This window comes from Streptomyces sp. NPDC049915 (assembly GCF_040656475.1).
Lineage (GTDB): Bacteria > Actinomycetota > Actinomycetes > Streptomycetales > Streptomycetaceae > Streptomyces.
In genome coordinates this window covers 207740-232058 of sequence record NZ_JBFAMH010000007.1, presented here as the reverse complement: position 1 = coordinate 232058, position 24319 = coordinate 207740, and the positions used below count along the sequence as shown (strand labels likewise).

Sequence of the window (24319 nt, the reverse complement as noted above, 5' to 3'; positions counted from 1 at the left end):
GCGGATCACACGGGGGCTGTCTGCGGGCGGGGAGCGATCGGGCCCGGGCGTGCCGTCAGCCGCGGGCGGCCCGCGCCCTCTGCCAGGCGTATCCGAGGGCGGCCAGGACCAGGGTCATCGCGCCGGTCGAGTACAGCTGCACGCGGTTGGCCGGGTCACGGGCCATCAGCACGAAGATCGCGGCCATGCCGGCCAGCGCGATCCAGGTCAGCCACGGGAAGGCCCACATGCGCACGACCAGCTTCTCCGGAGCCTCGCGCTCGATCCGGCGGCGCAGCATCAGCTGGGAGACCGCGATGAAGATCCAGACGACCAGGATGACCGCGCCGATCATGTTCAGCAGCCACTTGAAGATGTCGTCCGGGCGCCAGTAGTTGAGCAGCACGCAGACGAAGCCGATGACGCACGAGGTGAGGACCGCGACCCGGGGGACCCCGCCGGACAGCCGGGCCAGCGCCTTGGGGCCCTGACCGCGCTGGACCAGCGAGTAGGCGATGCGCGAGGAGCCGTAGATGTTGGCGTTCATCGCGGACAGCAGGGCCACGAAGACCACGACGTTCATCACCTGGCCCGCGCCGGGGATGCCCAGGTGGTCGAGCGTGGCGACGTACGGGCCCTTGTCGACGACCTCCTTGGAGTCCCACGGGACCAGGGTGACGGCGATGGCCATCGAGCCGATGTAGAACAGGGCGATGCGCCACATCGCCGTGCGGACGGCGGACGCGACACCCCGGACCGGGTCCTGGGACTCGGCCGCCGCGATGGTGACCGTCTCCAGGCCGCCGTAGGCGAACACCGAGGCGAGCAGGCCGACCAGCAGGCCCTCGCTGCCGTGGGGCATGAAGTCGGTCAGGTTGGAGGTGCCGGGCGCGTCCGTGTTCGGCAGGACACCAGCGATGGCCAGCACGCCGAGGATCAGGAAGAGGCCGATGGCGACGACCTTCAGCGTGGCGAACCAGAACTCGAACTCGCCGAAGTTGCTCACGGCGAGCAGGTTCGCCCCGCAGAACACCACCATGAACAGGGCGACCCACATCCACTGCGGGGTGCCGGGGAACCAGCCCTGGGCGATGTTCGCGGCGCCCATGCCCTCCAGGCCGACCGCCGTGCACAGCAGCACCCAGAACGACCAGCCGGCCGTGAAGCCGGCCCAGGGGCCGATCGCCCGCTCGGCGTGCGCCGAGAAGGAGCCGGACGAGGGGTAGGCGGCGGACATCTCGCCGAGCATCCGCATCACCAGCATCACCAGCAGGCCGGAGACCGTGTACGCGATCACGATCGACGGACCGGCGGCGGCGATGCCCGCGCCGGAGCCGACGAACAGCCCGGCGCCGATCACGCCACCGAGGGCGATCATCGACAGATGGCGCTGCTTGAGGCCGTGGGAGAGGGAGGGTCCGTCCTGTTGCTGCGGCGGGGTGTCCGTGGTCGTGCGGCTGGGCATGGGGCGCGGCTCTCCACGAGGCAAGGGGCGGGCAAAAACCCCGCCAGTCTGGGCGGCCCGTCCGCTCACGCGAAGGGACCGCCCAGTATCCGGACACCGTCAGTGCGCAGGGTGATCCTCCGGTTACGCCGCCACGGGGGTGTAGTGCGCGGCATCGCCCTCGATCGACCAGCTCTCCTTGCCCTCGGTGCCGACCGGCACGTCCCCGGCGACGGTCACCCGGTGCAGCCGGCGCGGCAGCCCGTCGTAGTTGTCGATGGCGTAGTGCTGGGTGATCCGGTTGTCGAACAGCACCAGCTCCCCCTCCGTCCACCGGTGGCGCAGGACGTTCTCCGGGCGCGTGACATAGGCCTGGAGCAGTTCCAGCACCTTGCGCGACTCGCCGGCCGACAGGCCCACGATCCGCTGCGCGAAGCCGCCGATGAACAGCCCGCGCTCGCCGGTCAGCCGATGCACGCGGACCACCGGGTGCGCGGTCCGGTACGCGATCGAGGTGAACTGGGCCCGCTGGGCGGCCTTCTCCTCGTCGAGCTCCTCCCGCGGTACGGCGTAGTCGTAGTCGTTGGTGTGCTCGGCCCACAGGCCGTCGGCGAGGCGGCGCAGCGGCTCGGGCAGGTCGCGGTAGGCGGCGGCCGCGTTGGCGATCAGCGTCTCCCCGCCGTACGGCGGGACGGTGAGCGAGCGCAGGCTGGTGATCTGCGGCGGGTTCAGCACGAAGGTGACGTCCGTGTGCCAGTGGTTGGCCCGGCCCCGCTCGCTGTCCACGGGCAGCACGTTCGGGGCGTCCTCGACGGCGCCGACCGTCGGGTGGGCGGTGGTCAGGTCGCCGAAGTGGCGGAGGAAGGCCTGCTGGCCCGCGTCGTCCAGGCCGCCCGCGTCGAACACGAGCGCCTTGTGGACGTTGAGCGCCTCCCGGAGCGCGGCGACCTCCTCCGGGGCGAGCGGCACGGTGAGGTCGACGCCGGTGACACGGGCGCCGATACGGGCGGTGACCTTGGTGATCTGCAGGGACATGACGGGGTCCTTTCAGGCGAGGGCGGGCGCGGGGGTCAGGTACTGGTTGGCGGGGCGGGGCAGGCTGTAGCGCTCCCGCAGAGTGCGGCGCGGGCCGTACTCCGTGCGGAACAGGCCGCGGGCGCGCAGGAGGGGCACCACGTGGTCGACGAAGGCGTGCAGGCCGGAGGGCAGGACGGGCGGCATGACGTTGAAGCCGTCGGCGGCGCCCCGCGTGAACCACGTCTCGATCACATCGGCGATCTGCTCGGGCGTACCGGCGACGGTGAAGTGCCCGCGCCCGCCGCCGAGCCGGCCGATCAGCTGCCGGACGGTCAGGGACTCGCGCCGGGCCAGCTCCACCACGAGCGTGTAGCGGCTCTTCGCTCCCTCGATAGCCGCCTCCGGCGGCAGGTCCGCGGGCAGCGGGGCGTCCAGCTCCAGCGTGCCGGGCGCCAGATGCAGCAGGCTCTCCAGGCGGGCCACCCCGTGGTCGTGCACGATGTGGTCCTCCAGCAGCCGCTCCGCCGCCCGCGCCTCGGCCTCGGTCGAGCCGAGGACGGGGACGATGCCGGGCAGCACCTTCAGCTGCTCGGGATCCCGTCCCGCCCGCGCGGTGCGGGACTTGAGGTCGGCGTAGAAGGACTGCGCGTCGGCGAGGGTCTGCTGGGCGGTGAACACCGCTTCCGCGTACCGGGCGGCGAAGGCCTTGCCGTCCTCGCTGGAGCCCGCCTGCACCAGCAGCGGGTAGCCCTGCGGGGTGCGCGGCACGTTCAGGGCTCCCGCCACGCTGAAGTACGTCCCCTGGTGGCGGGGCGGATGGATCTTGCCGTCGTCGCCCCACACCCCGGCCGCCTTGTCGGCGACGACCGCGTCGTCCTCCCAGCTGTCCCACAGCTTCAGCGCCACGTCCAGGAACTCGGCGGCGCGGGCGTACCGCTCCGCGTGCGCGGGTTCGGCGTCCAGGCCGAAGTTGCGGGCGGCCTCGGCGCCCGCCGTGGTGACGATGTTCCAGCCGGCCCGGCCGCCGCTGACGATGTCCAGGGAGGCCAGCTTGCGGGCCAGGTTGTAGGGCGAGTTGTAGGACGTGGACGCGGTGGCGATCAGGCCGATGTGCTCGGTCGCGGTCGCCAGCGCGGTCAGCAGGGTGAGCGGCTCCAGGGCGCCGGCCGGGCGCTGGGCCAGATTGCTCCACAGCTGGGGGCCGTCGGCGAGGAAGAGCGAGTCGAAGGTGCCGCGCTCGGCGGCCCGGGCGAGCCGCACGTAGTGCCGGACGTCGACGTGCGCGTACGGGTCGCTCTCGGGCAGCCGCCACGAGGCCTCGTGGTGCCCGGTGTTCATCAAGAACGCGTTGAGGTGGAGTTCTCTGCCTGTCACTGGTGATCCTCCGTGACGCCCGGCGCGGCCGGCAGCGGCGCGCAGGGGGAGTGCGGGCGGGAATGGGGGTGGTCGGTCGCGGTGCCGGGACCGGTGCGGCCGCGGTCGGAGGCGAAGGTCCGGCCGGGGGCGAAGGCCCCGTCGGCGGCCACGAGCGCCTCGGCGGCGCCCGAGGCGGCCGGCGGCGCGGGACGCCGGGTGCGCGCCGCCTGGCCGGGCCGGCGACGGGTGCCCCGGGGAGCCGGGCGGGCCGGTCGGGTCACGCGTGGTCCTCCGTGACGCCCAGCGCGGCCAGCAGCCGCTCGCGGTACTCGCCCAGGACCGGCTCGCGGTAGGAGCGCGGATGGGGCTGGTCGATGGTCAGGTCGAGGCCGATGCGGCCCTGGTCGAGGACGAGGACCCGGTCGGCGAGCACGATCGCCTCGTCCACGTCATGGGTGACCAGCAGCACGGACGGGCGGTGGCGCTGCCACAGGTCGCGCAGCAGCGCGTGCATCCTGATCCGGGTCAGCGCGTCCAGCGCCCCGAACGGCTCGTCGGCCAGCAGCAGTTCGGGCTCGCGGACCAGGGAGCGGGCGAGCGCGGCGCGCTGCGCCTCGCCGCCGGACAGCTCGCCCGGCCAGGCCCGCTCGCGGTGGGTCAGTCCCACCTCGGCCAGCGCGGCCCGGGCGCGTGCCGTCGCCTCCTTGCCGTCCAGGCCGAGCAGGACGTTCTCCAGCACCCGCCGCCAGGGCAGCAGCCGGGAGTCCTGGAAGACGACCGACACCCGCTCCGGGGCGGTCAGCTGCCCGCCGCCGGTCACCCCGTGGTCCAGGCCCGCGATCGCCCGCAGCAGCGTCGACTTGCCCGAGCCGCTGTGTCCGAGCAGGGCCGTGAACTGCCCGGCGGGCAGATCGAGATCGATGCCGTCGAGGACCGTACGGCCCGCGAAGGACCGGCTCAGGCCGCGCAGCCGCACGGCCGGCCGGGTCAGTTGCTCAGTGTGCGGCGCCATGACAGCACCCTCCGTTCGACGAGCCGGACCACGCTGTCGGAGACCAGGCCGAAGACGCCGTAGATGAGCAGGCCGACCAGGATGACGTCGCTCTGGCCGTAGTTCTGCGCCTGGAACATCAGATAGCCGAGGCCGGACGTGGCGTTGATCTGCTCCAGCACCACCAGACCCAGCCAGGAACCGGTGACGCCGAGCCGCAGGCCCACGAAGAAGCCCGGCAGCGCGCCGGGGATCACCACCTGGCGGACGAAGGCGATCCGTGACAGGCCCTGCACCTCGGCGAGTTCGACGAAGCGGCTGTCGATGCCGGACAGCGCGGCGTGGGTGTTCAGATAGATCGGGACGTAGACGACGATCGCGATGATGGCGACCTTGAAGGTCTCGCCGATGCCCAGCCAGAGGATGAACAGCGGGATCAGGCCGAGGGTCGGGATCGCCCGGTTGAGCTGCACCGTCCCGTCGATCAGCGCCTCCCCGGCCCGGCTGAGCCCGGCGGCGAGCGCGAGCAGCACCCCGGCCGTCAGGCCGATCGCGAAGCCGGAGCCGGCCCGCTTCAGGGAGGTCAGGACGTCCGTGGGCAGGGTGCCGTCGGTCCACAGACGCCCGGCGGTGCGCAGCACCGTCCAGGGTGCGGGGATCGCGCCGGGGTCGAGGGCTCCGGCGGCCGAGGCGGCCGTCCACAGCACGAGCACGGTCAGCGGGCCGATGAGCCGGGCGGCGGGCAGCCGGCGGCCGGGCGAGAGGCGGCGGCGCCTGCGGACCTGGGGGAGCGCCCCGGCCTCCGGCGCGGCGACGGCGCTCGTCGTGAGGGTGGTCATGTGCGGTACTCCTCGGGTACGGCCTGGGCGGCGATCGGCTCGAAGCGATGGTCGAAGAGGGAGGAGACGTCGAACCTCTTCACGAAGCCGCCCTCGGCGAGCAGGTCGGCGGTCTCCTGCTCCCACCGGATCGCCTCGCCCCAGCTCGGCGGGAACAACGGCTTGTTGGCGAGCGCGGTGATGGACCTCGCCTGCTCCAGGCTCAGGTTCTGCGTCCGGACGTAGAACTCCTCGTTCCAGACGTCCGGGTGCTCGTACGCCCAGACCTGGCCCTTGGCCCAGTGCGGGATGTAGGCGGCGATCGCGGCGGCCTTGGCCGGGTCGTTCAGCACGGACTGCGGCGCCCACAGCAGGTTGAGCAGGTCGACGACGTCGGTGGCGATGGTGCGGGCGCCCTTGGCCGCGTACTGCTTGAGATAGGCGGGCGCCTGGCTGATGCCGAGCGGGGCGATGTCGACCTGCCCGGACTGCAGCGCGGTCAGGAACTGGTTGCTGGTCAGCGGCACCAGCTTCACGTCGTCGTAGGACAGGCCCGCCTTCTTCAGCGCCCGCAGCAGGACAACGCCCTGGGCCTGGCCCTGGGAGAAGGCGAGCTGTCTGCCCTTGAAGTCCGCCACCGTGCGGATGTCGCTGCCGGGCTTGGTGGCGAAGAGGTAGTTCGGCTTGCGGGTGACGTCGATCGCCACGATCTTCGCGGCGAACCCCTGGTAGTGGGCCTGGATCGGCGGGATGCCCGCGTTGTTGGCGAGGTCGAGGGACTTGGCGCGGAAGGCGTTGATGACATCGGGGCCCGCACCGATGTTCAGCCAGCCGGAGACGGTGAACGGCAGCGCCGGCAGCTTCGCCAGCTTGAACTGCAGCTGCTGCTGGCCCAGATAGGAGGCGATCTTCAGGCTGGTCCCGGCCGGGACCCGGTGGGCGAGTGGCCGGGTGGCGGCCCCCGCGGTGTCGGCGGCGGCTCGGCCGTTCGCGCAGCCGCTGAGGCCGGTCACGGCGGCGGACGCGCCCAGCACGGAGGTGAGAAAGGCACGACGGTGCACGGGAGGACTCCCAGAACGAAAAGACGGAAAGAGAAATCCGGGAAACCGGACGGCGGGCCCCGGAAGAAGGCCGGGGAAGTAGGCCCCGGGAAGGAAAACTCACACAGCGGGAAACACGCGCTTCATGCGCGGCAATATGTCAGCAACAGACGGTGCGACAGCTGGTGAGAGGGCTCATGACCAGGATGTTCCCGGCCATGAGTGAGCCCTGTCAACATTCGGAGTTTCTGAATTAAATAACCTCAGGCCAGGCACCCAAAGGGTCCCGGAACAACGCGTCCAGCACCACCGATCCGCCCGCCACCGCCAGCACGGAATCCGCCGGGAAACTCGTCGGGAGGATCTGCGTCGTACGTTCCTTGCCGGCCGCCTCCCGCAGCGCGGCGAGGCAGTCCTCGAAGTGGACGACACCCACCTCGGTCACCACCACCGTCTCCGGGTTCAGCACGTCCAGCAGCAGCGCGGCCGCCCGCCCGGTGGCCCGCGCCCGCTCCACCAGCAGCCGCCGGGCCACCGCGTCCCCGCCCGCCGCCGCGGCCACCACATGCATCGGGTTCGTCGAGCCGGTCACCCCGGCCGCCCGCGCCCGCCGGCACAGCGTCCGCTCGCTCAACTCGGCCTGCAGGCAGCCGGTACGGCCGCATCCGCACGGCTCGCCGCCGCCCGGCACCGGCAGATGCGCGATCGCCCCGGCCGCCGAGCGCGGACCGTGCAGCACCTCGTCGTGGGAGGCGAACGCCGCGTCGACCACGTTGCCCACGAACAGATGCAGCACGCTGCCGGCGCCCCGGGCCCGCCCGAACAGCCGCTCGCCGTTCACCAACGCCCGGGCGTGGGAGTCCACATGGACCGGCAGGCCCGTCCGGGCGCCGAGCAGCTCCCGCACCGCGACCTCCCGCCAGCCCAGCAGCTCGTGCTCGACGACGGTGCCCGTCTCCCGGTCCACCCAGCCGCCGACCGCCACCCCCACCCCCAGCGGACGCCGCCCCGGCACGGCCGCGCACAGCGCCGCGAGCCCCTCGGCGGCCCGCGCCAGCACCCGGCGCGGATCGGTCCCCTCGTGCTTCAGCTCCCGCCGCACCACCACCCGCCCGCGCAGATCCAGCAGCGCCACCGTCGTGTACGGCACGGCGATGTGCACCCCTGCCACCACGTGCCCGGTGTCCAGGTCGACCGGCAGATGAGGGCGCCCGACCCCGCCGGAGCGCCGGGGCACGGCCGCCTCCCGGACCAGGCCCGCCCCGGCCAGCCGGGCGCAGTGGTCCGTCACCGACGCGGGGGACAGCCCGGTCAGCCGGGCGATGGTGCTGCGCGCGACCGGCCCGTGCTCCAGCACGGACCGCAGGACGACGCTGGCGCTCGTGCGGCGCCGGTCGCGGTCGGCGACCCGGGGAACCGGGGAGGTGGACAGGGCGGAGGGAGGTGCCGCGGTACGGGGCATGGCGATGCGCTTCCTCGGGGGAGGGGGCCGTCGGGTGTCCTCGTCAGGAGGCGCGCCGGAGCCGCCGCTCCCGCCGCCTCACACCGCGCGGTGACACATGGCCGCGCCCACGCGCCGCAGGTCGACATGGCGACGCGACGAGAAGTACCGGGCCTGGGCAACCATGGCTGGAAGGGTAGGCCCTGACCGCGCGATCGGGCCAGGGCACCCGAAGGCGTTTGGCGGGATCCCACAGGACCGCCCGGCCGGGTCTGGGTGAGGAAGACGTCACGGCCTGCGTGACCGGTGTCACGTCAGCAGCCATGGCGTCACCGCGTGTTGTCCGAAGCCCACCAAGAGGCCGTCCCGGCCTTTGTCGAGCGCTGATGGTGATCGGCTCGAGCGCGCTGGGATAGCGTCACGGTGTCCCACGCCGCCCCGACCTCCGCGGAGTCCACATGAGCACCGCTGCCGCCACTCCCGCCCGTCCCGGGCAGGTCCTCGCCGACCTGCTGCCGGCCTCCCGCGTCCGCGACGCGGCCCTCGTGCTCGGCGGCGCCGCGCTCACCGGCCTCGCGGCCCAGATCTCCCTCCCGGTGCCCGGCTCCCCGGTCCCGGTCACCGGCCAGACCTTCGCCGCCCTGCTCGTCGGCACCTCCCTCGGCGCCGGCCGCGGCTTCCTCGCGCTCGCGCTGTACGCGCTGGCCGGCATGGCGGGCGTTCCGTGGTTCGCCCAGGGCGCGTCGGGTGCGAGCATGCCGTCCTTCGGGTACGTCCTCGGCATGCTGCTCGCCTCCACCGTGGTCGGCGCGCTGGCCCGCCGCGGTGCCGACCGGGGCGTGTGGCGCACGGCCGGCACGATGCTGCTGGGCGAGGCGGTCATCTACGCCGTCGGCGTGCCCTACCTGGCCCTGGCCGCCCACCTGTCCCTGTCCCAGGCGATCGCGGCGGGTCTCACTCCGTTCCTGCTCGGCGACGCCCTGAAGGCGGCCCTGGCGATGGGCGTCCTGCCCACGGCCTGGAAGTTCGCCAACCGGGACTGACCGCCGCGCCGATCAGTTGCGCAAGAGGCTCGCCGGGTCGTACGTCGACCGCAGCTCGGCGAGCCTCTTCGTCGTCCCGGCGTCGTGCAGGCCCTGTGTGCGGTCGCCGGCGCCGAAGGCGAAGCTCGCCGAGCGGCCGAGGGTGTGCGGTGCGAGCAGAGCGAAGGCCGGGTCGAGCACCGCGCGGGCGGCCTGACGCTCGCCGACGGACAACAGCCGTACCAGGAAGCGCCCTTCGCGCCACGGGACGGCGTTCGGCGCGGGCGTGGCGAGCGCGCCGCCGAGCTGGTTGATCTGCACGACACACATGGGTCCTCCGGCGTCCGGACCGGTACGCGCCAGCACCTCCGCGGCCGCGGCGACGTCCAGCTCGCGCAGCACCGCGCTGTCCCCGTAGTAGGCGTGCGGAAAATCCGGGTCGCTGTGGATGGTGTGACTGTCGGCGTACGGCATCACGCGCAGCGAGTCGGACAGCGCCGGCCCGATCTCCCGCAGCGGCGCGACGAGCCGTTCGCCGTCCTCCCCGGTGTAGGCCACCCGCACCGACACCACGTACCGCCCCCGCAACCGCGGCGGCAGCGCGGGCAGATCCGGATACGGTACGGCGGCGAAGGACGAGGTCAGCGTGGGCGGCACGGTCCGCGTCCACGCCTCGTACGCGCGCAGTGCCGCCGCCGGGTCCACCTGGCGCCCGTCGAAGGCGAGCGCGCCGCCGTACAGGGTGCGCACGGGCACGAGGCCGATCTCCAGCCCGGTGACGACGCCCAGGCCGTGCCCGCCGCCGAGCAGACCCCAGTACAGCTCGTCCCCGGGCGTGACATGGCGCAGGGCGCCGTCGCCGGTGACGACGTCGAGGGAGCGCACGTGGTCGGCGGCGTATCCGAACTGCCGGGCCAGGATGCCCAGTCCGCCGCCCAGGACGTACCCGACGACACCGACGGACGGTGCCGAGCCGTTGAGCGGCGCCAGCCCGTACGGGGCGGCGGCCGCCACGACCTGCCCCCACCGCACCCCCGCCTGCACCCGCACGCTGCGGGCCGCCGTGTCGACCTCCACCCGGTCCATGCGCGAGGTGGTGACGAGCACCCCGCCCTCCACGGCGCCGGGCAGCCCGTGTCCGGTGGCCTGCGCCCGCACGGGAAGATCCCGGGCGGCGGCATGCCGAACGGCCGCGACCACGTCGTCGGCGCTCGAGGCGGCGACGATCAGGTCCGGCCGTTGGGTGAATCCGGTCTGGAACCCGGCGACCTCCGCGTCATAGGCGGGGTCGCCGGGCCCGAGGAAGGGCAGCTGCGCCGGATCGGCGCCGAGGTCCGTGAAGTCCATACGGCCGATGCTGGCCGCATAACCTGACAGCTGCCGTCAGATTATCCGCGCGTGTCGGAGGAGACCGGCTCGGCCGCCCCGGACGTGGCCTGCGCGGCCACGGCGGCCCGCCGGTCGCCCGCCACCTTCTGCTTGACGAAGGCGATGACGAGGACTACCGCCGCGACGCCCAGCGACAGCAGCACGGTCTCGCGACCGTCGTGCTCGGTGTCGGTGAGCATGTAGCCCAGCACGAAGACGATCAGCGCGGCCGACGCCCAGGTCAGATACGGGTACAGCCACATCTTCACGACGAGCTTCTCCGGCGCCTCCGCCTGGATGATCTTCCGCATGCGCAGCTGCGAGAAGCAGATGGCGAGCCACACGAACAGCGCGACCGCACCGGAGGAGTTCAGCAGGAAGAGGAAGACGGTGTCCGGGAACTTGTAGTTGAAGAACACCGCGACGAAGCCGAACGCCACCGACACCAGGATCGCCGTCTGCGGCACGCCCCGCGGGGTGGTCCGGGCGAAGCCCTTCGGGGCGTCGCCGCGCCGACCGAGCGAGAAGGCCATGCGGGAGGCGGTGTACAGGCCGGAGTTGAGACAGGACAGCACCGAGGTCAGCACGATGAAGTTCATGATCTGACCGGCGTGCGCGATGCCGAGCGAGTCCAGCGCGGCGACGTACGAGCCCTTCTCGGCGATCGCCTTGCTGTCCCAGGGCAGCAGACAGACGACGACGAGGATCGACCCGAGGTAGAAGACGCCGATGCGCCAGATGATGCTGTTCGTCGACTTGGTGACGGCCCGCTGCGGGTCCTCCGACTCACCGGCCGCGAGGGTGGCGATCTCGCTGCCCATGAAGGAGAAGACGACGAGCAGCACACCGGTGAGGATCGCGCCGGGCCCGTTGGGCAGGAAGCCGCCGTGCGCGGTCAGGTTGGACAGGCCCGCCTGGTCGCTGTGCGCGCCGGGCAGCACACCGAAGACGGCGAGTCCGCCGATCACGATGAACGCGCCGATCGCGACGACCTTGATGCCGGCGAACCAGAACTCGAACTCGCCGTAGGAGCCGACGGAGACGAGGTTGGTGGCGGTGAGCACCACCATCACGATCAGGGCCCAGCCCCACTGGGGCACGGCCGGGATCCAGCCTTCGAGGATCTTGGCACCGGCGGTCGCCTCGACCGCGAGCACCACGACCCAGAAGAACCAGTAGAGCCAGCCGATGGAGAACCCGGCCCAGGGGCCGAGCGCGCGGTCGGCGTGGGCCGAGAACGACCCGGAGGTCGGATTGGCGGCCGACATCTCACCCAGCATGCGCATCACCAGCACCACGAGCGTGCCGACGAGCGCGTAGGAGAGGAGGATGCCGGGTCCGGCGGTGGCGATACCGGTGCTGGAGCCCACGAAGAGCCCGGCGCCGATGACACCGCCGATGGCGATCATCGAAAGATGACGGTTCTTGAGTCCTGCCTGGAGCCCCGATCCGGGATCGCCGGGGGCACCGGGGCTTTTCTGGCCGTGTCCGGCCTGCGTCATGGACGGCTGCGAGGTCATTGGGACGGAATTCCTTTGCGCCGCGTGATCTTGTTGTGATCCATCTCCCGTACGGAGCGGTGTACGAGTCGGACCAGTGAATCCGAGGTGACGGAATTCGGGAACCTTTGAATCCGGATTGTTACTTGAGGTTTTCCTGAGGTTCTGTAGTCTCGTCCCTACGCTCGGTGCACCCCCTCCCGGGCCTCCACCCCGCCCTGCTGCCCGCGCCCGCGCATGTCACACTCGTCCCATGCGCGTGTATCTCGGCTCGGACCATGCCGGCTTCGAACTCAAGAACCACCTCGTCGAATGGCTGAAGGCGGCGGGTCACGACCCCGTCGACTGCGGCCCGCACATCTACGACGCCCAGGACGACTACCCGCCCTTCTGCCTGCGCGCCGCCGAGCGCACCGCGGCGGACACCGGCTCCCTCGGCATCGTGATCGGCGGCTCCGGCAACGGCGAGCAGATCGCCGCGAACAAGGTCGAGGGCGTGCGTGCGGCCCTCGCCTGGAGCGAGGAGACGGCGGCGCTCGGCCGTCAGCACAACGACGCCAACGTCGTCGCGGTCGGCGCCCGCATGCACACGCAGGAAGAGGCGACGAAGTTCGTCGAGATCTTCCTGAACACCCCGTTCTCCGGCGACGAGCGCCACATCCGCCGCATCGGCATGCTGTCGTCCTACGAGACGACGGGCGACCTGCCGCCGATCCCGGCCCACCACCCGCAGCAGTAGCCGGGCCGAGGGGCCCCGCCCCGGACCCACGGGGTCCTGGGCGGAGCCCCGGGACGGTCACGAGAGGAGACGGCAGCCGTGCCAGAGGGGCACACGATCCACCGGCTGGCGCAGGACTACGCCGCCCGCTTCCTGGGCACGGCGCCCCGCGTCACCAGCCCCCAGGGCAAGTTCTCCGACGCCGCCGACCTCCTCACCGGCTCCGTCCTCACCGCCACCGAGGCCCACGGCAAGCACCTCTTCCTGCGCTTCCGCGACAGCGACCACGTGCACATCCACCTCGGCCTCTTCGGCAAGGTGACCTTCGGTGACGCCCCCGCGCCCCCGCCCACCGACACCGTCCGCCTGCGCCTGACGAACGACACCGCGTACGTCGACCTGCGCGGCCCCACCACCTGCGCCCTGATCACGGACACCGAGAAACAGGCCATACACGCCCGCCTCGGCCCCGACCCGCTGCGCGACGACGCCGACCCGGACGCTGCGTACCGGAAGATCTCCCGCAGCCGCACCACCGTCGCCGCGCTGCTCATGGACCAGAAGGTCATCGCGGGCGTCGGCAACGTCTACCGCGCCGAGGTCCTGTTCCGGCACGGCATCGACCCGTACCGTCCGGGCCGGGACATCACCCCCGCCCAGTGGCAGGCGATCTGGGCCGACCTCGTCGCGCTGATGCGCGAGGGCGTCCGCCACAACCGCATCGACACGGTCCGCCCCGAGCACACCCCGGAGGCGATGGGCCGCCCGCCCCGCGTGGACGACCACGGCGGAGAGGTCTACGTCTACCGCCGCGCGCCGCAGCCCTGCCACCTCTGCGGCACGCAGATCCGCACCGCCGACCTCGCCGCCCGCAACCTCTTCTGGTGCCCCACCTGCCAAAAGCCCTGAGGCGCCCTGGGTGTGCTGTCCTAGAACCCGTGCGGCAGCCACGGCGCCACCGCCGACCCGAACGCCACCGACGCCTCCGTCAGCGCCCCGCCCCGCAGCTCCCGCACCCGGCCGGCCGCCGCCAGCGCCGTGAGCGGCACGCCCCCGAGGTACGCCGCTCCCAGCTCCCGCACCGACAGGGCGAGGTCGGCCGGGTCCGTGGTCCGCTCGCAGGACGCGCCCTTGGCGTCCCCGCTCAGCCGCCAACGCCCCGCGTTCCAGGGGCAGAAGCCGTCCGACACCTCCAGCACGACGTCGACCGGCGCCTGATAGGTCCGAGCGGCCAGCGCCGCCCCGACGTCCACCAGCCGCACGTAGTACTGGTCCCGCTTGCTCAGCAGACAGCGCCGGATGTCCGACACCTGGTACAGCCACGCCTCGTCCACCGGCCGCCCCCGCACCACCAGCGTCGACGTCAGGTCGATGTCGTACAGGAACCGCCACAGCGCGGCCTGCGCCGCCGGATCCAGTCCGTACAGCTCCTTCAGGATCACCGTGCCGTCGTGCCCGCTCGGCCCCCAGCCCAGCTTGACCCGGTAGCGTGCGAACCCCACGACCTCACCGCCGCGTTCGGCGAGCACGCACTGCAGCGGTGACGCCCCGTCCCGCCCGCTCTCCGGGTCCAGCAGTCCGACCCGCTCCCAGGCCGGCCGGTGCCGCGCCAGCATCCCGGGCCGTTCGGGCACCAGCCGGGCGTACACCGCCTCGCACTCGCGCACCACGTCACCCGGCTCGGCGTACCGCAGCCGCACGTCGTCCGTGCCGTCCGGCACGGACAGCGACACCCGAGCGGTGTCGATATCGGCGGCCAGCTGGTAGCTCGCGGCGCCGTACCCGAACCGGCCGTAGATCCCGGGCTCGGACGCGGTGAGCACCGCCAGCGGCTCCCCCCACTGCCGTACGTCGTCCAGCTGCCGCCGCATCATCGACGTCAATACCCCGCGCCGCCGGTGCGTGGCGGCCACGCCGACCGCCGTGACGCCGGCCGCGGGCACCGCGGTACCGCCCGGCACGGTCAGCCGGAAGGAGAACGCCCCCGCCGTCCCCACCACCGCGTCCCCGTCCCAGGCGCCGAGGAAGCGGTCGTACTCGGTGAGCTCGTGCCACAGCGCCCGCTCCTCGTCCGGCTCCGGCACCCCGCCGAAGGCGCGCAGCAGGGTGTCGTACCACTGCTCCCACTCGTCAGGGCGCAGCACCCGCAGCTCGCTCGCGGGGCCCGTCGTCTCGCTCGCCACAGTCACCATGAATCATGCCTATCAGGGCCACAGCAGGACCAGCGAGGGAATTTCTCCCTCTGCGTCACACGCGCCGCCCGTGTGCCGTTCACTGAGAACCCCCTGAGAAAAGGGGCCTCGGACGGGGGACAAGCGGGACCTCCCGTGCCAAGCGCCCGGCCCGATGGATAGGGTCCCCAACCAATGGCAGTACGACGACAGCGGCGCACGGCGGCCGAGACGTTCACGGCCCGGTGGAAGATGCAGTGGCACCGGGTCCGTGTCGGCGTGCGCCGGGCCGCCGTCGACTACTTCCGCGGGGACGGCTCGGACTGGGTCGCGCTGGCCGGCCTCTTCCTCACCATCCCGCTCATCGCCGCACTCACCCTCGCCAACTCCGTCTGGTTCTCCCCGGCCGCGCTGGTCCTGCCGATCGTCGTGGGCGGCCTGCTGCTGCGCCCGGCGAGCCTGCTCGGCCTGTACGCGGCCGCGGCCACCGCCCTGATCGTGGAGTCCGTGTGGCTCGGCCCGTACACCGAGGGCCCGAGCCGGGTCACCCCCGGTGTGGTGCTGGTGGTCGCCGCGTGCGGGTTCGTCGGGCTGCTGATCGCCCAGTTCCGCAGCCGGGTCGGCGTGCCCTGGCGGCGCGGCGGCACCATGCTGTTCGACCTGCGCGAACGCATCCGGGTGCAGAGCAAACTGCCCTCCCTGCCGCGCGGCTGGCACCAGGAGATGGCGCTGCGCCCGGCCGGCGGCCAGTCCTTCTCCGGTGACTTCGTGGTCGCGGCACGCACCAACGGCGGCCGCACCCTGGAAGTCGTCCTCACCGACGTCTCCGGCAAGGGCATGGACGCCGGCTCGCGCGCCCTGCTGCTGTCGGGCGCGTTCGGCGGGCTGCTGGGCTCCCTGCCCCCGCACGCCTTCCTCCCGGCCGCCAACGGCTATCTGCTGCGCCAGGACTGGGACGAGGGCTTCGCCACCTCCATCCACCTCGTCCTCGACCTGGACTCCGGCGACTACGAGCTGTACTCCGCGGGCCACCCGCCGGGCCTCCAGCTCAGCGCGGGCAGCGGCCGCTGGGAGGAGAAGGCCGCCGAGGGCCCGCTGCTGGGCGTGTACGACGGCGCCCAGTTCGACCCGGTGAAGGGCTCGCTGCGCCCCGGCGACGTGCTGATGCTGTTCACCGACGGCCTGGTGGAGACCTCCGACCGGGACATCGTCGAGGGCATCGACCGGCTCACCGGCGAGGCCGACCGCTATGTCGCCGCCGGCTTCCAGGGCGCCGCCTGGCATCTGATCGAGGCGGTCGCCAAGGACGTCAACGACGACCGGGCCCTGCTGCTGATCTGCCGCGAGGGCCCGACGGCGTCGTCGATGCCCGCTGCGCCCTGACGTCACCCACCGCACCGGAGGATTCGTTGCTGACCCTGCCGGAAGTCGAAGCCCTCGCCCGCGCCGCCCACGCCGGTCAGCGAGACAAGGCGGGCCGGCCCTACGCCGAGCACCTGCACGCCGTCGCCGAGGGCGTGCGGGCGCGTGGCGGTGACCCGGAGCAGATCGCGGCGGCCTGGCTGCACGACGCCGTCGAGGACGACGCGCTCTCCGCACGGTGGCTGGCCGGCGCCGCGCTGAGCGACCGTACGAAGGACATCGTGCGCGCCCTGACCAAACGGCCGGGGGAGTCCCCGCAGGAGTACGCCGGGCGCATCCTCGCCACCGACGGCGCGCTGCTGGTGAAGGAGGCGGACCTGGCGCACAACGCCGACCCGGCCCGCCTCGCCGTCCTGGACCCGGCGACCCGCACCCGCCTGAGGGAGAAGTACGCCCGCATGCGCGCCCTGCTCGGACTGCAGAAGCCGGCCTAGGCGTTCACGCTGCCCGGACTGCCGGACCCGGCCTGGACGTTCACTGCGTTCGGGCTGCCGTGGCCGGCCTGGGCGTGCACCGGCTCGCGCGCTGCCTGCGCCTGCTCGCGCGCCCGGGCCTCGGCGGCGGGGTCCGGCCGGAACGCCCACGCCATCCTCGGCTCGGTCACGCACCGCAGGGCCCGCCGCACCGGCGGGGTGCACAGCAGGGTGACGGCGGCGGCCGCGAGGACGGTCACCGCGACCGCGCCGAGCGGGCTGTGCACCCAGGGCGCGTCGAACCAGCCGCGGTACTCGGCGAACTTCACCAGGAAGCCGTGCAGCAGATAGCCGGTGATGGTGCCCGCGCCGAGGGCCGTGCACCACAGCCGGCGGCCCGGCACCCAGGCGAAGAAGCAGGCCGTCAGCACCAGCGCGCAGCCGATCGACGCCAGCGTCATCACCGGCCCGCACCACCAGGGGGCCCCGAGGTCCTGCGCGGCCGACTGGCGGTAGAACCAGCCGCCGTTCATCCGCGGCACCGACCACCAGGCGACGGCGAACGCCGCCGCGCCGACCGGCACCGCCGCGATCCGCACCGAGCGGCGGCGCACCGCGAGGAAGTGCTCGGGCCTCAGACACAGGCCGAGCACGAAGTACGGCAGGAACTGCAGAACGCGCTGGAGGTCGAAGTCCGTGCCTATGCTGGGGCTGACGCTCGCCAGCATGGCGACGGCGACGGCCGCCGGCAGCGGACTGCGCAGCACCTTCCACAGGGGCGTGGTGAGCCGCCAGATGAACAGGGCGGCGAGGAACCACATCAGATAGCTGGGGTCCAGCAGGCTGATCTCGGGGTCCGGGCGGTCCGCGACGTCCTTGAACAGCTCGTACGCGGTCTCGAAGACGACATACGGCACGAGGACACCGGTGACCAGCCGGCGCAGCCGGTCCGGGCGCAGATCGAAACTCCGCGAGAAGTAGCCGGAGATGACGACGAACGCCGGCATGTGGAACGTGTACACGACCCGGTACGCGCTCTCCACCGCGCGGCTGTCGTCCATCATCTGCGCCCAGGTGTGCCCGATCGCGACGAGCACGATGGCCAGGTATTTGGCGTTGTCGAAGAAGGCGTCGCGCTGCTTGACCATTCGAGGCACCCTAACCGGCTTGCAGCGTCACACCAACAGCCAGAAATGTCCTGGATAATTACTCTCAAACTGCCCCATATGGGCAGGCTGCGCACGGCTGTTCGCCCACTCGCCGGTCCGGCCGACGGTGTGTCACGCACCGCACCGGACCGTGCGGTTGGTGGCACGATGGTTCCCGACGGGGGTCTACGGGGTAGCACCCCCGGGCCGGGAGAGCGGACCGACCGAGGGTGTGATCTGTTGTGGCCATTTCACTGTCTGTGGTGCTGCTGTTGGCGGTGATCCTGGTGGTGCTGATCCGCGGAGGCTCGATCAAGGCCGGGCCCGCCATCGTCGCCATCCTCTTCGGGTTCTTCCTGGCCTCCACCGGGATGGCCCCCTCGATCAACCGCTTCCTGAACTCGATAGCGGAAACGATCAACTCGATCAGCTTCTGAGGGGCCGGTGCGCAAGCCCGGGAAACCGTCTTGGCGTCGAGATACTTCCTGGGCAGCCTGACCGGATGACCGACACCGCCACCGGCTTCCCGGACATCCCCCCGACCACCCTCGCCGGCCTCGTCGGACGGGAACAGGTCATGGACATCGGCGTACGGCCCCTGTGGGACCCGATGCCGCGCCTGGCCGGTCCGGCGTTCACCGTGCGGTGCCGACCCGGCGACAACCTCATGCTGCACGCCGCGATCCACCGCGCCGCGCCCGGCTCGGTCGTCGTCGTCGAGTCCGGCGACGTCGACCACGCCCCGGCCGGCGGCAACGTCTGCGCGGTCGCCCGGCGCCGGGGCATCGCCGGCTTCGTCCTCGACGGCGTCATCCGCGACGTCGCCGAGGCGCGGCAGCTGGGCTTCCCCGTCTTCGCCCGCGGCGTCATCCCCATCCCCGGCACCAAGTAGGCCGTCGAGCCGCTGAACGTGCCGGTGCGCTGCGGCGGTGTCGAGGTGCACCCCGGTGACATCGTGGTCGCCGACGAGGAGGGCGTCGTGGTCGTCCCCGGCGCGCGCCGGGAGGAGGTGCTACGGGCCGCCCGGGCCCGGCCGGCCGAGGAGGCCGCCCAGTCCCTCGACGCCTGGCAGGAGGGTCAGCGCACCCGCATCGACGAGATCCTCGCCCAGCACGGCTACGCGGACTGACCTGCGCGGACGACGCAGGCCCAGGGAGCGGAAAACCCCGCCTCACCTGGGCCTGCGTCGTAACAAGAGCGGGCGACGGGAATCGAACCCGCGTAGCCAGTTTGGAAGACTGGGGCTCTACCATTGAGCTACGCCCGCACACGCGCGCCGCAGACCGGTCGGGCCGCGGCACTGCAAGGCATCGTAGCGGGTCGGCCCCCCTCGTCGCACACCCCCCGCGGCGCGTGCGGCCTCCCGGCGCGGCGCCGCGCTCCCGGCGCCCGCGCACGCCCCCCTCATTGCGGCGGCCGTACCGCCTGCGGGCATGTACCCTACGTGTCGCACCAGACGGGGTGTGGCGCAGCTTGGTAGCGCGTCCGCTTTGGGAGCGGAAGGCCGTGGGTTCAAATCCCGCCACCCCGACCACCAGCAGGACCCCGGGACGATCATCCGTTCCGATCGGCCGCCCGGGAATCTGCCGATCACCCGGGGGACGACGCGGGTGATCGCCTTTTGGGCCGTTCAGCGGCTGCGGTTACTATGCAAGCTGGTCGCCCGTGTGTCTCACACTGCAGTCCTCCGGGCGGCGAAATCCGCCGGAGCCGTTCTGGCCCCGGCAGAAACCGAGAAGTCAGCCACAAGGAGACCGAACCGTGAAGAGCGCCGTGGAGACCCTGAACCCGACTCGGGTTCGGCTCACTGTCGAGGTGCCCTTCGAGGAGCTCAAGGACAGCCTCGACGCGGCGTACAAGAAGATCAACCAGCAGGTCACGGTGAAGGGCTTCCGTAAGGGCAAGATCCCGGCCCGGGTCATCGACCAGCGGTTCGGTCGCGGCGCCGTGCTGGAGGAAGCCGTCAACGACGCGCTTCCCAAGTTCTACACGGAGGCGGTCAACGAGGCCGAGCTCTCCGTGCTGGGCCAGCCGGAGGTCGACATCACGGAGCTGAAGGACGGCGAGACGCTGAACTTCACCGCCGAGGTCGACATCCGTCCCGCCCTGGAGCTCCCCGAGGACTTCTCGTCCATCGAGGTCGAGGTCGACGCCGTCGAGGTGACCGACGAGGACGTCGAGAAGTCCGTGGAGCAGCTGCGTGAGCGCTTCGCCTCCACCACCCCGGTGGAGCGCGCCGCCGAGGACGGCGACGTCGTGACCGTCGACCTGGAGGCCAAGGTCGAGGGCGAGGTCCTCGAGGACGGCGTCGCGAACGGCGTGTCCTACACCATCGGCTCCGGCGAGCTGCTCGACGGCATCGACGACGCCGTCAAGGGCCTGTCCGCGGGCGAGGAGGCCACCTTCACCTCCGAGCTGAAGGGCGGCTCCGCGGCCGGCAAGGAGGCCGAGGTCACCGTCAAGGTCACCCAGGTCGCCAAGCGCGAACTGCCCGAGCTGGACGACGACTTCGCGCAGCTCGCCTCCGAGTTCGACACCCTGGAGGAGCTGAAGGCGGACAGCCGCAAGCGCCTCGCCGACATGAAGCAGTTCGACCAGGCCACGCAGGCCCAGGAGCGCGTCCTGGACAAGCTGCTGGAGCTCGTCGAGGTGCCGGTCCCCGAGAAGCTCCTCGAGGACGAGGTCAACACCCGTAAGCACAACCTCGAGCACCACCAGCTCGGCCAGATGGGCCTGAACCTCGACAAGTACCTGGAGATCCAGGGCAAGACCGCCGAGGAGTTCGAGACCGAGACCCGCGAGGCCGCGGTCAAGGGCATCAAGACCCAGTTCGTGCTGGACGAGCTCGTCAAGCGGGAGAAGCTCAACGTCAACCAGGAGGAGCTCACCGAGCACCTCATGCGCCGCGCCGCCTCCTCCGGCATGTCGCCCGACCAGTTCGCCCAGGCCGTCGTCGAGGGCGGCCAGGTTCCGCTGCTGGTCGGCGAGGTCGCCCGCGGCAAGGCCCTGGCCCTGGTCGTCGAGGCCGCCACGGTGAAGGACACCAACGGCGAGGTCATCGACCTGGACGACGAGGAGGACGAGGCCACGGAGGCCGAGACCACCGAGTCCGCCGCCGAGTCCGCCGCCGAGGAGAAGACCGAGGGCTGATCAGCCCCGCGCCACCTCTGACGCACGTAGAACGGGCCCCTGGGGACTTTCCCAGGGGCCCGTTCCGCATCCCGGGCACGGTGGCCACGCCAAGGCGCGCGGGGAGCCGCGCGGCCGGCCGCACACCACCCGCGGCCCGGCGACGACCCCAGCCGGCCACCACGAATCCGGACCCGGTGATCAGCGGAGCGCTACGCCCCCGGCGAACACCCCCATTCCCGGGATTCCCCGAAGGGACCCGCGCGTTAGGGTCCATGAATACGAGGGCAGTGGAGTCCCCGAACGGCTCCAAGCCCCGCAGGGAAACGTGAGACGGCCCGGCGCCGTCGTAAGACGAGCAGGTGGATACGTGACGAATCTGATGCCCTCAGCCGCCGGCGAGCCTTCCATCGGTGGTGGCCTCGGCGACCAGGTCTACAACCGGCTGCTCAACGAGCGGATCATCTTCCTCGGCCAGCCGGTCGACGACGACATCGCGAACAAGATCACCGCACAGCTGCTGCTCCTTGCCGCCGACCCGGACAAGGACATCTACCTGTACATCAACAGCCCCGGCGGTTCGATCACGGCCGGCATGGCGATCTACGACACCATGCAGTTCATCAAGAACGACGTGGTGACCATCGCCATGGGCCTCGCGGCCTCGATGGGCCAGTTCCTGCTCAGCGCCGGTACGCCCGGCAAGCGCTTCGCGCTGCCGAACGCCGAGATCCTGATCCACCAGCCCTCGGCGGGCCTGGCCGGCTCCGCCTCGGACATCAAGATCCACGCCGAGCGGCTGCTGCACACCAAGAAGCGGATGGCCGAGCTCACCTCGCTGCACACCGGCCAGTCGGTCGAGCAGATCACCCGTGACTCGGACCGTGACCGCTGGTTCGACGCCTACGAGGCCAAGGAGTACGGCCTCATCGACGACGTGATCCCCACGGCCGCCGGCATGCCGGGCGGCGGCGGTACCGGGGCGGCGTAACGGGCCCCACGGGCCCGCACAACGCCCGTACGGCGCCGGGTGGCCCCCCAGGGCCCACCGGCCCCCACGTCCGCCTCAGCCACCGCCCCAGCCCTTTTCAGGAGACACCGTGAACGACTTCCCCGGCAGCGGCATCCACGACCGTGCGCGCGCCGAGTACACCGGCCCCACGGCCGAGTCCCGTTATGTCATCCCGCGCTTCGTCGAGCGCACCTCCCAGGGCATCCGCGAGTACGACCCGTACGCGAAGCTCTTCGAGGAGCGCGTGATCTTCCTGGGCGTCCAGATCGACGACGCCTCCGCCAACGACGTCATGGCGCAGCTGCTGTGCCTGGAGTCGATGGACCCCGACCGGGACATCTCGGTCTACATCAACAGCCCCGGCGGCTCCTTCACGGCGCTCACCGCGATCTACGACACGATGCAGTTCGTGAAGCCCGACATCCAGACGGTCTGCATGGGCCAGGCGGCCTCCGCCGCGGCCATCCTGCTGGCCGCCGGTACGCCGGGCAAGCGCATGGCGCTGCCGAACGCGCGCGTGCTGATCCACCAGCCCTACAGCGAGACCGGCCGCGGCCAGGTCTCCGACCTGGAGATCGCCGCGAACGAGATCCTGCGGATGCGTTCGCAGCTGGAGGAGATGCTGGCCAAGCACTCCACCACGCCGATCGAGAAGATCCGCGAGGACATCGAGCGCGACAAGATCCTCACGGCCGAGGACGCGCTGTCGTACGGCCTGATCGACCAGATCATCTCCACCCGGAAGATGAACAACGCGGCGGTCCGCTGACCCGCACGGGTCACCGGACCTGTATCGTCTGCCGCCCCTTGGCACGGCACGCGCACGGTTTCCGTGGAAGTGAACCGTGCCAAGGGGGGCCCGAACGGGGGGCCGGGCAAGGTACCGTCGGACATAAGGCAGCACCAGGAGCCACTGGACGGTGACGTTCAGGCGACTCCCAGGCGAAGGGGAAGCACACCGTGGCACGCATCGGTGACGGCGGCGATCTGCTCAAGTGCTCGTTCTGCGGCAAGAGCCAGAAGCAGGTCAAGAAGCTCATCGCAGGCCCCGGTGTTTACATCTGCGACGAGTGCATCGATCTCTGCAACGAGATCATCGAGGAGGAGCTCGCGGAGACCAGCGAGGTGCGCTGGGAGGAGCTCCCCAAGCCCCGCGAGATCTACGAGTTCCTCGAGGGGTACGTGGTCGGCCAGGAGGCGGCGAAGAAGGCCCTCTCCGTCGCGGTGTACAACCACTACAAGCGGGTCCAGGCCGGCGAGAACGGCGGCGGCAGCAGCCGCGAGGACGCGATCGAGCTGGCCAAGTCCAACATCCTGCTGCTGGGCCCCACGGGCTCGGGCAAGACGCTGCTGGCGCAGACCCTGGCCCGCATGCTGAACGTCCCGTTCGCGATCGCCGACGCGACCGCGCTGACGGAGGCGGGGTATGTCGGCGAGGACGTCGAGAACATCCTGCTGAAGCTGATCCAGGCGGCGGACTACGACGTCAAGAAGGCCGAGACCGGGATCATCTACATCGACGAGATCGACAAGGTTGCGCGGAAGAGCGAAAACCCGTCGATCACGCGGGACGTCTCGGGTGAGGGCGTGCAGCAGGCCCTGCTCAAGATCCTCGAAGGCACCACGGCCTCGGTGCCGCCGCAGGGCGGCCGCAAGCACCCGCACCAGGAGTTCATCCAGATCGACACGACGAACGTCCTGTTCATCGTGGGCGGCGCCTTCTCGGGCCTGGAGAAGATCATCGAGTCCCGGGCCGGCGCCAAGGGCATCGGCTTCGGCGCGACGATCCGCTCCAAGCGGGAGCTGGAGTCCAAGGACCAGTTCGAGGACGTCATGCCGGAGGACCTGGTCAAGTTCGGCATGATCCCGGAGTTCATCGGCCGGCTGCCGGTGATCACCTCGGTCCACAACCTCGACCGCGAAGCGCTGCTGAAGATCCTGGTCGAGCCGCGCAACGCGCTGGTGAAGCAGTACGAGCGCCTCTTCGAACTCGACGGCGTGGAGCTGGACTTCGAGCGCGAGGCCCTGGAGGCCATCGCCGACCAGGCCATCCTCCGCCAGACCGGCGCCCGCGGCCTGCGCGCCATCATGGAAGAGGTCCTGATGTCGGTGATGTACGAGGTACCGTCCCGCAAGGACGTGGCCCGCGTCGTCATCACCGCCGACGTCGTCCGCTCCAACGTCAACCCGACCCTCATCCCGAGGGACGCCCGCGGCCGCGGCCCGGGCGAGCAGAAGTCGGCGTAGCAGGAGCGCACAGGCATACAGATGCGGAGGGGGCCGACGAGAGATCGTCGGCCCCCTCCGCGTCTGCAGGCGCTTCCGGATGAC

22 protein-coding genes, 2 tRNA genes and 1 pseudogene are annotated in these 24319 nt (G+C 71.5%); 12 read left to right on the top strand and 13 right to left on the bottom strand.

Going from position 1 to position 24319, the window contains the following annotated elements; genetic code table 11:
* Positions 1–55: 55 nt before the first annotated feature.
* The 8 genes from AB0J12_RS15365 to AB0J12_RS15330 form a co-directional block, all read right to left on the bottom strand.
* A complete protein-coding gene (locus AB0J12_RS15365; RefSeq protein ID WP_363264770.1) occupies positions 56–1444 on the bottom strand; it encodes an amino acid permease in 1389 nt (462 codons plus the stop codon).
* A 123-nt stretch (positions 1445–1567) separates the two neighbouring features.
* Positions 1568–2458, bottom strand: a complete 891-nt coding sequence (locus AB0J12_RS15360; RefSeq protein ID WP_363264769.1) for a TauD/TfdA family dioxygenase — start codon at positions 2456–2458, stop codon at positions 1568–1570.
* Between the two features lie 12 nt (positions 2459–2470).
* On the bottom strand, positions 2471–3814 hold the full coding sequence (locus tag AB0J12_RS15355; RefSeq protein ID WP_363264768.1) for an LLM class flavin-dependent oxidoreductase: 1344 nt from the start codon (positions 3812–3814) through the stop codon (positions 2471–2473).
* Complete coding sequence (locus AB0J12_RS15350) at positions 3811–4077, bottom strand: hypothetical protein (RefSeq protein ID WP_363264767.1); 267 nt, start codon at positions 4075–4077, stop codon at positions 3811–3813. The genes AB0J12_RS15355 and AB0J12_RS15350 overlap by 4 nt, the downstream gene beginning before the upstream one ends.
* Positions 4074–4808 carry an ABC transporter ATP-binding protein gene (locus AB0J12_RS15345; protein WP_363264766.1) on the bottom strand — a complete coding sequence of 245 codons (735 nt, stop codon included), beginning with the start codon at positions 4806–4808 and terminating at the stop codon, positions 4074–4076. Before AB0J12_RS15345 ends, AB0J12_RS15350 begins: the two co-directional genes overlap by 4 nt.
* Positions 4784–5626, bottom strand: a complete 843-nt coding sequence (locus AB0J12_RS15340) for an ABC transporter permease (protein ID WP_363264765.1) — start codon at positions 5624–5626, stop codon at positions 4784–4786. Before AB0J12_RS15340 ends, AB0J12_RS15345 begins: the two co-directional genes overlap by 25 nt.
* Positions 5623–6666 carry an ABC transporter substrate-binding protein gene (locus AB0J12_RS15335; protein ID WP_363264764.1) on the bottom strand — a complete coding sequence of 348 codons (1044 nt, stop codon included), beginning with the start codon at positions 6664–6666 and terminating at the stop codon, positions 5623–5625. The genes AB0J12_RS15340 and AB0J12_RS15335 overlap by 4 nt, the downstream gene beginning before the upstream one ends.
* Before the next feature lie 232 nt (positions 6667–6898).
* Complete coding sequence (locus AB0J12_RS15330; RefSeq protein ID WP_363264763.1) at positions 6899–8107, bottom strand: ROK family transcriptional regulator; 1209 nt, start codon at positions 8105–8107, stop codon at positions 6899–6901.
* Positions 8108–8544: 437 nt separating this feature from the next.
* Here AB0J12_RS15330 and AB0J12_RS15325 point away from each other — a divergent pair, with 437 nt between their 5' ends.
* On the top strand, positions 8545–9129 hold the full coding sequence (locus AB0J12_RS15325) for a biotin transporter BioY (protein ID WP_363264762.1): 585 nt from the start codon (positions 8545–8547) through the stop codon (positions 9127–9129).
* 12 nt (positions 9130–9141) lie between these two features.
* On the opposite strand, the gene AB0J12_RS15320 is transcribed toward AB0J12_RS15325, so the two are convergent.
* Both AB0J12_RS15320 and AB0J12_RS15315 read right to left on the bottom strand, forming a co-directional pair.
* Positions 9142–10455, bottom strand: coding sequence for an FAD-binding protein (locus AB0J12_RS15320; RefSeq protein WP_363264761.1), 1314 nt, complete (start codon positions 10453–10455; stop codon positions 9142–9144).
* A 41-nt stretch (positions 10456–10496) separates the two neighbouring features.
* Positions 10497–11996, bottom strand: coding sequence for an amino acid permease (locus AB0J12_RS15315; protein ID WP_363264760.1), 1500 nt, complete (start codon positions 11994–11996; stop codon positions 10497–10499).
* A 232-nt stretch (positions 11997–12228) separates the two neighbouring features.
* On the opposite strand from AB0J12_RS15315, the gene AB0J12_RS15310 reads away from it, so the two are divergent.
* Both AB0J12_RS15310 and AB0J12_RS15305 read left to right on the top strand, forming a co-directional pair.
* Entirely contained in the window at positions 12229–12714 is a 486-nt protein-coding gene (locus AB0J12_RS15310) for a ribose-5-phosphate isomerase (protein ID WP_363264759.1), read from the top strand.
* Between the two features lie 78 nt (positions 12715–12792).
* Positions 12793–13602 carry a DNA-formamidopyrimidine glycosylase family protein gene (locus tag AB0J12_RS15305; RefSeq protein ID WP_363264758.1) on the top strand — a complete coding sequence of 270 codons (810 nt, stop codon included), beginning with the start codon at positions 12793–12795 and terminating at the stop codon, positions 13600–13602.
* Between the two features lie 20 nt (positions 13603–13622).
* Here AB0J12_RS15305 and AB0J12_RS15300 read toward each other — a convergent pair whose 3' ends face one another.
* Entirely contained in the window at positions 13623–14885 is a 1263-nt protein-coding gene (locus AB0J12_RS15300; RefSeq protein ID WP_363264757.1) for a GNAT family N-acetyltransferase, read from the bottom strand.
* Between the two features lie 174 nt (positions 14886–15059).
* Between AB0J12_RS15300 and AB0J12_RS15295 the strand changes: the two genes are divergently transcribed.
* Both AB0J12_RS15295 and AB0J12_RS15290 read left to right on the top strand, forming a co-directional pair.
* Positions 15060–16247 carry a PP2C family protein-serine/threonine phosphatase gene (locus tag AB0J12_RS15295; protein ID WP_363264756.1) on the top strand — a complete coding sequence of 396 codons (1188 nt, stop codon included), beginning with the start codon at positions 15060–15062 and terminating at the stop codon, positions 16245–16247.
* A 26-nt stretch (positions 16248–16273) separates the two neighbouring features.
* Positions 16274–16720, top strand: a complete 447-nt coding sequence (locus AB0J12_RS15290) for an HD domain-containing protein (RefSeq protein ID WP_363264755.1) — start codon at positions 16274–16276, stop codon at positions 16718–16720.
* Here AB0J12_RS15290 and AB0J12_RS15285 read toward each other — a convergent pair.
* Positions 16717–17847 (bottom strand): acyltransferase family protein, encoded by a 1131-nt coding sequence (locus AB0J12_RS15285; protein ID WP_363264754.1) that lies wholly within the window; start codon positions 17845–17847, stop codon positions 16717–16719. The two genes, AB0J12_RS15290 and AB0J12_RS15285, sit on opposite strands and share 4 nt — an antisense overlap.
* Before the next feature lie 242 nt (positions 17848–18089).
* Between AB0J12_RS15285 and AB0J12_RS15280 the strand changes: the two genes are divergently transcribed.
* Together AB0J12_RS15280 and AB0J12_RS15275 are read left to right on the top strand one after the other, a co-directional pair.
* On the top strand, positions 18090–18284 hold the full coding sequence (locus AB0J12_RS15280) for a hypothetical protein (RefSeq protein WP_363264753.1): 195 nt from the start codon (positions 18090–18092) through the stop codon (positions 18282–18284).
* 65 nt (positions 18285–18349) lie between these two features.
* Positions 18350–18976 (top strand): annotated as a pseudogene (locus AB0J12_RS15275) (RraA family protein).
* A 67-nt stretch (positions 18977–19043) separates the two neighbouring features.
* Here the strand turns inward: AB0J12_RS15275 and AB0J12_RS15270 are convergent.
* Positions 19044–19114: transfer RNA gene (locus AB0J12_RS15270), tRNA-Gly, on the bottom strand.
* 190 nt (positions 19115–19304) lie between these two features.
* Here AB0J12_RS15270 and AB0J12_RS15265 point away from each other — a divergent pair.
* The 5 genes from AB0J12_RS15265 to clpX all read left to right on the top strand — a co-directional run bounded on the left by AB0J12_RS15265 (position 19305) and on the right by clpX (position 24235).
* Positions 19305–19381, top strand: a tRNA-Pro gene (locus AB0J12_RS15265).
* A 227-nt stretch (positions 19382–19608) separates the two neighbouring features.
* The gene (tig, locus tag AB0J12_RS15260; protein WP_363264752.1) at positions 19609–20997 is read left to right on the top strand and encodes a trigger factor; all 1389 of its coding nucleotides are present in this window, start codon (positions 19609–19611) and stop codon (positions 20995–20997) included.
* Between the two features lie 361 nt (positions 20998–21358).
* A complete protein-coding gene (locus AB0J12_RS15255) occupies positions 21359–21967 on the top strand; it encodes an ATP-dependent Clp protease proteolytic subunit (protein WP_361623415.1) in 609 nt (202 codons plus the stop codon).
* A gap of 109 nt (positions 21968–22076) precedes the next feature.
* Positions 22077–22757, top strand: a complete 681-nt coding sequence (locus tag AB0J12_RS15250) for an ATP-dependent Clp protease proteolytic subunit (RefSeq protein ID WP_363264751.1) — start codon at positions 22077–22079, stop codon at positions 22755–22757.
* A 191-nt stretch (positions 22758–22948) separates the two neighbouring features.
* On the top strand, positions 22949–24235 hold the full coding sequence (gene clpX, locus AB0J12_RS15245) for an ATP-dependent Clp protease ATP-binding subunit ClpX (RefSeq protein WP_363264750.1): 1287 nt from the start codon (positions 22949–22951) through the stop codon (positions 24233–24235).
* Positions 24236–24319: the final 84 nt, after the last annotated feature.

Bases quoted from the DNA above. Each gene is read 5' to 3' on its own strand.
- AB0J12_RS15360 (WP_363264769.1), bottom strand. From the start codon at position 2,458: ATGTCCCTGCAGATCACCAAGGTCACCGCCCGTATCGGCGCCCGTGTC.
- AB0J12_RS15285 (WP_363264754.1), bottom strand. From the start codon at position 17,847: ATGGTCAAGCAGCGCGACGCCTTCTTCGACAACGCCAAATACCTGGCC.
- AB0J12_RS15255 (WP_361623415.1), top strand. From the start codon at position 21,359: ATGCCCTCAGCCGCCGGCGAGCCTTCCATCGGTGGTGGCCTCGGCGAC.
- AB0J12_RS15365 (WP_363264770.1), bottom strand. From the start codon at position 1,444: ATGCCCAGCCGCACGACCACGGACACCCCGCCGCAGCAACAGGACGGA.
- AB0J12_RS15345 (WP_363264766.1), bottom strand. From the start codon at position 4,808: ATGGCGCCGCACACTGAGCAACTGACCCGGCCGGCCGTGCGGCTGCGC.
- AB0J12_RS15310 (WP_363264759.1), top strand. From the start codon at position 12,229: ATGCGCGTGTATCTCGGCTCGGACCATGCCGGCTTCGAACTCAAGAAC.
- AB0J12_RS15300 (WP_363264757.1), bottom strand. From the start codon at position 14,885: ATGGTGACTGTGGCGAGCGAGACGACGGGCCCCGCGAGCGAGCTGCGG.
- AB0J12_RS15315 (WP_363264760.1), bottom strand. From the start codon at position 11,996: ATGACCTCGCAGCCGTCCATGACGCAGGCCGGACACGGCCAGAAAAGC.
- AB0J12_RS15295 (WP_363264756.1), top strand. From the start codon at position 15,060: ATGGCAGTACGACGACAGCGGCGCACGGCGGCCGAGACGTTCACGGCC.
- AB0J12_RS15330 (WP_363264763.1), bottom strand. From the start codon at position 8,107: ATGCCCCGTACCGCGGCACCTCCCTCCGCCCTGTCCACCTCCCCGGTT.
- AB0J12_RS15340 (WP_363264765.1), bottom strand. From the start codon at position 5,626: ATGACCACCCTCACGACGAGCGCCGTCGCCGCGCCGGAGGCCGGGGCG.
- AB0J12_RS15320 (WP_363264761.1), bottom strand. From the start codon at position 10,455: ATGGACTTCACGGACCTCGGCGCCGATCCGGCGCAGCTGCCCTTCCTC.
- AB0J12_RS15325 (WP_363264762.1), top strand. From the start codon at position 8,545: ATGAGCACCGCTGCCGCCACTCCCGCCCGTCCCGGGCAGGTCCTCGCC.